Genomic DNA, 7,751 nt, shown 5'->3' on the forward strand with positions numbered 1-7,751 from the left:
GGTGCGCCGCCCGTGCCGGAGCGCCCTTCGTCGTCGTCCGGCGAAGCCCCACCCACTCCGGACGGACCCCCGTCCCGGACCCGGGCACCACCGGCAGGCGCGGTGGCCGCCTGCGCGGTGCCCGACTCCAGCGCCTCGACTCGCTGCAACAGCGCGATCATGGAGTCGTCGGCGGAGGGCAGGAGCAGCTTGGCGCAGAGGATCTCCAGCAGCAGCCTGGGCGAGGTGGCGCCGCGCATCGACCCCATCCCCTCGTGCACCATGTCCGCACACCGCGCCAGGGTGGCGGGCCCGATGTTCTCGGCCTGGCGCCGCATGGTGTCGGCCTGCTCGACCGGGGCGTCGACCAGCCCTCGCTCGATGGCCTGGGGCACCGACTGCACCATGATCAGGTCCCGCAACCGCTGGAGCAGGTCGGCGGCGAACCGGCGGGGGTCGAGCCCGGCCTCGATGACCTTGTCGACGGTCCGGAACAGCGTCGCACCGTCACCCGCGGCGAGCGCGTCCACGGTGTCGTCGATCAACGCGACCTCGGTGGCTCCCAGCAGACTCACCGCACGCGAATAGGTGATGCCGTCCTCGCCCGCGCCCGCCATCAGCTGATCCAGCACGCTCAGCGTGTCACGCGGCGACCCGCCACCCGCGCGGATGACCAGGGGGAAGACCGTGGGCTCGACCCTCACGCCCTCCTGCTCGCTGATCCGCTCGACCAGCCCGCGCATCGACGACGGCGTGAGCAGGCGGAACGGGTAGTGATGCGTCCGCGAGCGGATGGTCGGCAGCACCTTCTCCGGCTCGGTGGTGGCGAAGATGAAGATGAGGTGCTCCGGCGGTTCCTCCACGATCTTGAGCAAGGCGTTGAAGCCCGCGTTGGTGACCATGTGCGCCTCGTCGATGATGAGCACCCGGTACCTGGACGACGCCGGCGCGAAGAACGCCCGCTCACGCAGGTCGCGGGTGTCGTCCACGCCGCCGTGACTGGCCGCGTCGAGCTCGGTGACGTCCAGCGTGCCCGTGCCCCCGGGTGCCAGGGCCACGCACGAGTCGCACTCCCCGCACGGCGTGGCGGTGGGCCCCTCCACGCAGTTCAGCGACCGGGCGAGGATCCGGGCGGACGACGTCTTGCCGCACCCTCGCGGGCCGGAGAAGAGATAGGCGTGGTTGATGCGACCGGAGGACAGGGCCACCGAGAGCGGTTCGGTGACGTGCTCCTGGCCCACGACCTCGGCGAAGGAGGCGGGGCGATACTTCCGATAGAGGGCCACGTGTAGAGGGTACCCAGGGGGTACGACGGCGAGGTCCGCCCTCCGCGTCCCGGGACACGACCTCCGGAAATGACCGGAGGGGCCGCGTCTCCGCAGCCCCTCCCGACGTCCCTCGCGCGGCGGTGCGGGCCCCCTCAGACCCTCGCGGCGCGGTTCCGGACCAGGATCGAAGCACCGGCCCCTCGCAGCCCCTCAGCCGCACTCCGGTGCCCGATCCCTTGTGGGGTCCGGACGGTAGAGATACAACCATGCCGACCTGCGGGGATCAAGGACCTACTCTCGTTGACTATTGCTCAACTATGCGGCTGGCGACATACGTGCACGTCAGCGCCACCGCCGCGGTCCCCCCTGCGTGCCCACCCGATGGGAACATGTTGTAGATCACGTTGGGGCATGTCTCGCAGGTGAAGACGGCTCGGCGACCCGCGCCGGAGCGCGAGGGCGGGCGCCCGGCGCACCCGACCCATGGGGGAAGGTGATTAACGAAGGGGGAGGTGCTGTTACATCAGTTTCGTGCGTCGCGGCACGCGGCGAGCAGCGCGCACAGCCCCACGACGTCCATCGCCGTCTCGACCTCGGCCAGCGGCGGCAACGTGGGGGCCAATCGGATGTGCCGATCGTCGGGATCCTGCCCGTACGGATAGGCCGAACCCGCAGGGGTCAGAGCCACCCCGACCGCCTTGGCCAGGCGGACGGTCTCCGTGGCGGTGCCGTCCGGCACCTCGAGGTCGATGAAGTACCCGCCCTCGGGACTCGTCCAGCGGGCCACGTCGTACCCACCGAGCCTCCGGTCCAGCGCGCCGGCGGCCGCCTCGAACTTCGGGGCCACGATCCCGCGGTGCTTCTGCATGTGGTCCCGCACCCCGTCGGCGTCTCCGAAGAAGCGCGCGTGGGCCAACTGGTTGACCTTGTTGGGGCCGATCGACCGGATCCCGGTGTGCCCCAGGTACCAGTCGAGGTTGGGCTCGGAGGCCGAGAGGAACGACACGCCCGCCCCGGCGAAGGTGATCTTGGACGTCGAACACACCTGCAGGAATCGATTGGGGTGCCCGGCCTCGGCGGCCAGCGAATCCACATCGGGCACCTTGGGGAAGTCCTCGGTCAGCGTGTGCACCACGTAGGCGTTGTCCCAGATCACCCGGAAGTCCGGGGCGGCCGCGGCCATGCGGGCGAGCCGGGACACGGTGTGGTCGCTGTAGACGGTGCCGGTCGGGTTGGAGTAGATCGGCACACACCACATGCCCTTGATCGACGGGTCCGTGGCGACGAGGTGCTCCACCTCGTCCATGTCCGGACCGTCCTGCCCCATCGTCACGGGGATCATCTCGATACCGAGGGCCTCGGTGATGCCGAAGTGACGGTCGTACCCGGGGACCGGGCACAACCAGCGGAGCTCCGGCTCGTCCTTCCACGGACGCTCGGAGTCGGGCGTGCCGAACAGCATCGAGAACGTCAGCAGGTCGTACATGATCGACAGGCTCGCGTTGTCCTGGGCGATCACGCGGCCGGCGTCCACCCCCAGCAGTTCGGCGATGATCCCGCGGAGCTCCGGAAGACCGGCGCCGCCGCCGTAGTTACGGACGTCGGTCCTGCCGGCCGTGTGGTCACCCTCCCCCGGCAGCGCCAGCAGTCGTTCGGAGAGATCCAGCTGCTCCGGCGACGGCTTACCGCGGGTCAGGTCCAGGGACAGCCCCCGGTCGGCGAGCGTGTCGTACTCGGACGACAACTCCGACTCGAGCCGGGTCAGTTCGTCGGCGGAGAGATCGGACAGCGCCATAGTGGCCTCCGGGAGGTCGACATCGTCGGTGGTGTGTGTACCCAGACGTAAAGGGACCCCGCGCACCCGCCAGAGCCCGCTGACCCTTGCTGCCTTCCGGCCCTGGGGGAGTTCACAGGATGGACGCCGCGCGGGGTCCGGTGACGAGTCTAGCCGTGCCGCCTCCGCCGCTGCACGCAGCCCGGGATCTGGCCGGCGATTCCCGGATGGTTTGCCAGTGGTTGGCCGCGCTGGGTACTCTCGTCCACGGAGGATTCGCCTAGTGGCCTATGGCGCTCGCCTGGAACGCGGGTTGGGGTTTATAGCCCCTCAGGGGTTCAAATCCCCTATCCTCCGCCGCAGACGCGGCCCGGTGCTCTCGAGCCCGGGCCGCGTCTCTCATTTCGGCCGGTGCGCCGGCTGCCCCCACCGCAGCCGAGCCCGCTCGGTAGCATCGCGAACGTGACCGAGATCACCAGTCCGGACGTCGAGCTACGGGTGCTCGTCTACAGCCACGACGCCGCGACCCGCAGCCGCGTCATGTCAGCACTGGGCACGCGCCCGCACCCCGACCTCCCCCGACTGCACTTCACCGAGGTCGCCACGGCACCGGTGGTGATCGAGCACATGGACGCCGGGGGGATCGGTCTCGCGATCCTCGACGGCGAGGCCGCCCCCACCGGCGGGCTGGGTCTGGCCAAGCAGCTGCGCGACGAGCTCGACCACACCCCGCCGATCCTCGTGCTGATCGGGCGCGCGGACGACCGGTGGCTGGCCGACTGGTCCCGGGCCGACGCGTCGGTCCCGCACCCGATCGACCCGCTCCGGCTGCGGGACACCGTCACCTCGCTCCTCGCGCCGACCTGAGCGCCCGCCGCCACGGACGGTCGCCGTTGACGGCCACCACAGACCCCGGAAGTCGTCTGCCGAAAGTCCAGACACACGTCAAAGCAATGTGAGTAGAGTCACAGTCGAGGACCGGGACACCCCGATCTGACAGGGAGTCGGCGGGCCGTCAACCCACCACCACCGGTCGCCGACGATCCCATGCGGTTGCAGGAGAAGTCTGCCCACAGGTGCCTTCTCGAGGAACACGCGAGGAGTGACGCGATGAACGAGTACGTGCCGATCCTGGCCCTCGGGGCCGTCGCCGTCGCCTTTGCCGTCTTCTCCTCGCTGGTCTCCTCGCTGGCCGGTCCGAGCCGGTTCAACAGGTCGAAACTCGAGGCCTACGAGTGCGGCATCCAGCCCACCCCGCAGCCGGTCGGCGGCGGACGGTTCCCGGTGAAGTACTACCTCACCGCGATGCTGTTCATCATCTTCGGCATCGAGATCCTCTTCCTCTATCCGTGGGCCGTCCACTTCGACAACCTCGGGTTGTTCGGGCTGGCCGCGATGGCCCTGTTCGTCGTCAACGTCTCCGTCGCCTACGCCTACGAGTGGCGTCGGGGCGGACTGAGCTGGGACTGACCGGAACCGGGAGGAGGAGACAGTCATGGGACTGGAAGAGAAACTGCCGAGCGGGTTCCTGCTGACCACGGTCGAGCAACTCGCGGGCTACATGCGCAAGGGGTCGCTCTGGCCCGCCACCTTCGGCCTGGCGTGCTGCGCCATCGAGATGATGGCCACCAGTGGCGGCCGCTACGACCTGGCCCGGTTCGGGACCGAGGTGTTCCGGGCTTCCCCCCGCCAGGCCGATCTGATGATCGTCGCCGGCCGCGTCAGCCAGAAGATGGCCCCGGTCCTGCGCCAGGTGTACGACCAGATGGCCGAGCCCAAGTGGGTGCTGGCCATGGGTGTGTGCGCGTCCTCGGGCGGGATGTTCAACAACTACGCGATCGTCCAGGGCGTCGACCACGTCGTCCCCGTGGACATCTACCTGCCCGGATGCCCGCCGCGGCCCGAGATGCTCATGCACGCGATCATCACCCTGCACGACAAGATCCAGCACATGCCCCTCGGCGCCAACCGGGCCGAGGCCGTCCGCGCGGCGGAGCAGGCGGCCCTGGACCAGCGTCCGCTCATCCCCGTCGAGGGGATGTTCCGGTGACCGGCGACCATCCGGTCCCGGCCGACGCCCCGGACCCCGCGGGCCCGGCCGGATCCGACGCGACCACGGTCGGGGTCCGCCACGGCATGTTCGGGGTGCGCGGCTCCGGGGACACCTCCGGGTTCGGCGGGCTCGTGCGCCCGGTCGACATGCCGGGCGGTACCCGGCCGCCCGACGGTGGGGACGACGACGAGGTGGTCGCCGCGCTCACGGCCGCACTGGCATCGCGGGGCGGACCGACCTTCGACGAGGCCGTGGAGAAGGTCGTGGTGCACGGCGGACAGCTGACCCTGCACGTCCGGCGCCGACATCTGCCGGCTGTCGCGCTGACACTCCGGGACGACCCCGCACTCCGCTTCGAGATGTCACTCGGGGCGAGCGGGGTGCACTACCCCGACGCCGCGGGCCACGAACTGCACGTGGTCTACCCGCTCCAGTCGATCACCCACAACCGCCGGCTGCTGCTGGAGGTCTCGGCCCCCGATTCCGATCCGCACATCCCGTCCCTGACCAGGATCTATCCGACCACCGACTGGCACGAGCGGGAGACCTACGACTTCTTCGGCGTCCACTTCGACGGACACCCCTCACTCACCCGCATCCAGATGCCGGACGACTGGGAGGGCCATCCGCAACGCAAGGACTACCCGCTCGGCGGGATCCCCGTGCAGTACAAGGGCGCGACCATCCCGCCCCCTGACCAGCGGAGGGCCTACAGCTGATGGCCGACAGAACCGACTCGGACACCGTCCTCACCGCGACCGGGCAGGACTGGGAGGCGATCAGCGACGCGGCACGGAACGCCGACGACGACCGCATCGTCGTCAACATGGGCCCCCAGCACCCGTCCACTCACGGGGTGCTGCGGCTCATCCTCGAGATCGAGGGCGAGACCGTCACCCGCGCGAGCTGTGGGATCGGCTACCTGCACACCGGTATCGAGAAGAACCTCGAGTACCGCTACTGGACCCAGGGCGTCACCTTCGTCACCCGGATGGACTACCTCTCGCCGTTCTTCAACGAGGTCGCCTACTGCCTCGGGGTGGAACGGCTGCTCGGGATCACCGACCGGATCCCGGAGCGGGCGTCGGTCATCCGGGTGATGCTCATGGAGCTCAACCGGATCTCCTCGCACATGGTCGCTCTCGCCACCGGCGCCCTGGAACTCGGGGCCAGCACCCCCATGCTGTTCGGCTTCCGCGAGCGGGAGATGGTCCTGGACGTCTTCGAGATCATCACCGGTCTGCGGATGAACCACGCCTACGTCCGGCCCGGCGGGGTGGTCCAGGACCTCCCGGACGAGGCCGTGCCCAAGGTGCGCGAACTCCTGGACGTGATGCCCGGCCGCATCCGCGAGATGGAGCTCCTCCTGCGCCAGAACCCGATCTGGAAGATGCGGCTCGAGGGGGTGGGCTACCTCGACCTCACCGGGTGCATCGCCCTCGGGGTGACCGGACCGGTGCTGCGGGCCAGTGGACTGCCCCACGACGTGCGCCGGACCGATCCGTACTGCGGGTACGAGACCTACGAGTTCGACGTGGTGACCGGGTCGGGCAGCGACTGCTACGACCGGTTCGTCATCCGGGTGGACGAGATGAAGGAGTCGCTGAGGATCGTCGAACAGTGCCTGGACCGGCTCGAGCCCGGCCCCGTGATGGTCGACGACCCCAAGATCGCGTGGCCCGCCCAGCTCAAGGTCGGCCCCGACGGCCTGGGCAACTCCGCCGAGCACGTCCGCCACATCATGGACAGCTCGATGGAGGCCCTGATACATCACTTCAAGCTGGTCACCGAGGGGTTCGCGGTGCCCCCGGGACAGGTGTACGTGCCGGTCGAGTCGCCCCGCGGCGAGCTGGGAGTGCACATGGTCTCGGACGGCGGCACCCGCCCGTACCGGGTCCACTACCGCGACCCGTCGTTCACCAACCTGCAGGCGGTGGCCGCGATGTGCGAGGGCGGGATGCTCGCCGACGTGATCGCCGCCGTCGCCAGCATCGACCCGGTGATGGGGGGTGTGGACCGATGAGCGGCGAGCCGGTCTTCCTCCAGTTCGGTCAGAAGCCCGACGAACCGGGCGCCATCGTCCACCCGGGCGCACGGCGGACGTATCCGGACGAGGTCCGGGAGCGTCTGGCCGCCGATGCCGCCGTGATCGTCGCCCGCTACCCGCAGGACAGGTCGGCGCTGCTCCCGCTGCTGCACCTCGTGCAGGCGGAGGACGGGCACATCACCCCGGCCGGTATCGAGTTCTGCGCCCGGGTGCTCGACCTGACCGCGGCCGAGGTGATGGCGGTGGCGACGTTCTACTCGATGTACCGCCGCACCCCGACGGGTGACTACCTGGTGGGCGTGTGCACCAACACGCTCTGCGCGGTGATGGGCGGGGACGAGATCCTGGCCTCCCTCGCCGAGCACCTCGAACTCGACGGCACCGGCACCACGGACGACGGCAGGGTGACCCTGGAGCACATCGAGTGCAACGCCGCCTGCGACTACGCCCCGGTGGTGATGGTCAACTGGGAGTTCTTCGACGACCAGACCCCCGCCTCGGCCCGGCGGGTGGTCGACGACCTGCGGGCCGGGCGGACGGTGACCCCCACCCGCGGTGCTCCGCTGTGCACCTTCCGCGAGACCGCCCGCATCCTCGCGGGCTTCCCCGACCCGCGCCCCGGCGCCAATG

8 protein-coding genes, 1 tRNA gene and 1 other RNA gene are annotated in these 7,751 nt (G+C 69.8%); 7 read left to right on the forward strand and 3 right to left on the reverse strand.

The window, feature by feature from the left end; translation table 11 throughout:
• The 3 genes from G6018_RS10430 to ffs form a co-directional block, all read right to left on the reverse strand.
• On the reverse strand, positions 1–1,265 hold a 1,265-nt coding region (locus tag G6018_RS10430; protein WP_347237852.1), incomplete at its 3' end, for a DNA polymerase III subunit gamma and tau.
• Positions 1,266–1,770: 505 nt separating this feature from the next.
• Entirely contained in the window at positions 1,771–3,042 is a 1,272-nt protein-coding gene (locus G6018_RS10435) for an aminotransferase class I/II-fold pyridoxal phosphate-dependent enzyme (RefSeq protein ID WP_179524327.1), read from the reverse strand.
• Between the two features lie 47 nt (positions 3,043–3,089).
• Positions 3,090–3,184: signal recognition particle sRNA small type (gene ffs, locus G6018_RS10440), an RNA gene on the reverse strand.
• A gap of 106 nt (positions 3,185–3,290) precedes the next feature.
• On the opposite strand from ffs, the gene G6018_RS10445 reads away from it, so the two are divergent.
• From G6018_RS10445 to nuoE, 7 genes are all read left to right on the forward strand, one after another.
• Positions 3,291–3,378: transfer RNA gene (locus G6018_RS10445), tRNA-Ser, on the forward strand.
• Positions 3,379–3,561: 183 nt separating this feature from the next.
• The gene (locus G6018_RS10450; protein WP_241731218.1) at positions 3,562–3,888 is read left to right on the forward strand and encodes a hypothetical protein; all 327 of its coding nucleotides are present in this window, start codon (positions 3,562–3,564) and stop codon (positions 3,886–3,888) included.
• A gap of 243 nt (positions 3,889–4,131) precedes the next feature.
• Positions 4,132–4,491 carry an NADH-quinone oxidoreductase subunit A gene (locus G6018_RS10455; protein WP_182639554.1) on the forward strand — a complete coding sequence of 120 codons (360 nt, stop codon included), beginning with the start codon at positions 4,132–4,134 and terminating at the stop codon, positions 4,489–4,491.
• Positions 4,492–4,516: 25 nt separating this feature from the next.
• Entirely contained in the window at positions 4,517–5,071 is a 555-nt protein-coding gene (locus G6018_RS10460) for an NADH-quinone oxidoreductase subunit B (RefSeq protein ID WP_095717151.1), read from the forward strand.
• Positions 5,068–5,793 (forward strand): NADH-quinone oxidoreductase subunit C, encoded by a 726-nt coding sequence (locus G6018_RS10465; protein WP_095717150.1) that lies wholly within the window; start codon positions 5,068–5,070, stop codon positions 5,791–5,793. The genes G6018_RS10460 and G6018_RS10465 overlap by 4 nt, the downstream gene beginning before the upstream one ends.
• Positions 5,793–7,097: an NADH dehydrogenase (quinone) subunit D gene (nuoD, locus tag G6018_RS10470; protein WP_179524325.1), complete on the forward strand. Its 1,305-nt coding sequence runs from the start codon at positions 5,793–5,795 to the stop codon at positions 7,095–7,097. The genes G6018_RS10465 and nuoD overlap by 1 nt, the downstream gene beginning before the upstream one ends.
• A partial coding sequence (nuoE, locus tag G6018_RS10475; RefSeq protein ID WP_182639555.1) for an NADH-quinone oxidoreductase subunit NuoE occupies positions 7,094–7,751 on the forward strand: 658 nt, incomplete at its 3' end. The genes nuoD and nuoE, both read left to right, overlap by 4 nt.

The organism is Dietzia sp. DQ11-44 (genome assembly GCF_014145205.1).
GTDB lineage: Bacteria > Actinomycetota > Actinomycetes > Mycobacteriales > Mycobacteriaceae > Dietzia > Dietzia natronolimnaea.

What these genes read in the sequence shown, in the direction of transcription:
- G6018_RS10435 (WP_179524327.1), bottom strand. Translation starts at nt 3,042, where the DNA reads ATGGCGCTGTCCGATCTCTCCGCCGACGAACTGACCCGGCTCGAGTCG.
- G6018_RS10450 (WP_241731218.1), top strand. Translation starts at nt 3,562, where the DNA reads ATGTCAGCACTGGGCACGCGCCCGCACCCCGACCTCCCCCGACTGCAC.
- G6018_RS10455 (WP_182639554.1), top strand. Translation starts at nt 4,132, where the DNA reads ATGAACGAGTACGTGCCGATCCTGGCCCTCGGGGCCGTCGCCGTCGCC.
- G6018_RS10460 (WP_095717151.1), top strand. Translation starts at nt 4,517, where the DNA reads ATGGGACTGGAAGAGAAACTGCCGAGCGGGTTCCTGCTGACCACGGTC.
- nuoD (WP_179524325.1), top strand. Translation starts at nt 5,793, where the DNA reads ATGGCCGACAGAACCGACTCGGACACCGTCCTCACCGCGACCGGGCAG.